Annotated in this window: 1 protein-coding gene; it reads right to left on the bottom strand. The window is 52.8% G+C overall.

Annotated features, from left to right (window positions below; genetic code table 11):
* Positions 1 to 445 (bottom strand): hypothetical protein (locus tag CVN76_RS00300; protein ID WP_198512386.1); only part of this gene is annotated, 445 nt, incomplete at both ends.

The following is a 445-nucleotide window of genomic DNA, read 5'->3' on the forward strand; positions in this document are numbered from 1 at the left end:
CAGGCCATTGTGGTCATTGTCATAGCCTGAATTGAGCACGCTACTGGAAAACAGCTTGCTGGTGTAAGCCGAGTAATTAGCGGAAAGGTGCGCGGTGGTACGCTCATTGGCATCCCATGACAGTTTGGCGAAATAGTTGTCGGAAACACGCTTTTGATTACGGTAACCCGGCTCGGTAGACACAATTTCCAGGGCATTGTCCGGCCCTAACTGCAGGCCGCTGCCACCGGTGGTGTAGGTAGGCAAATCGGAGATACGGTGCGAGGCGGAAACCACGATGCCGAGGTTATCGGCAATCCCTGCCTCAAACCAGCCGCCAAAGTTCTGTTTGGTGTATTTGGGTTGATAGCGCCCAGGGCGACTGGTGTCGTTTTTGGCGCTGTCAAAATCCATATCAGGATCGGTGAACACTTTGTTCCACGAGGAACGCGTTTCACGAAAATAC

The organism is Bacillus sp. mrc49 (genome assembly GCF_002803435.1).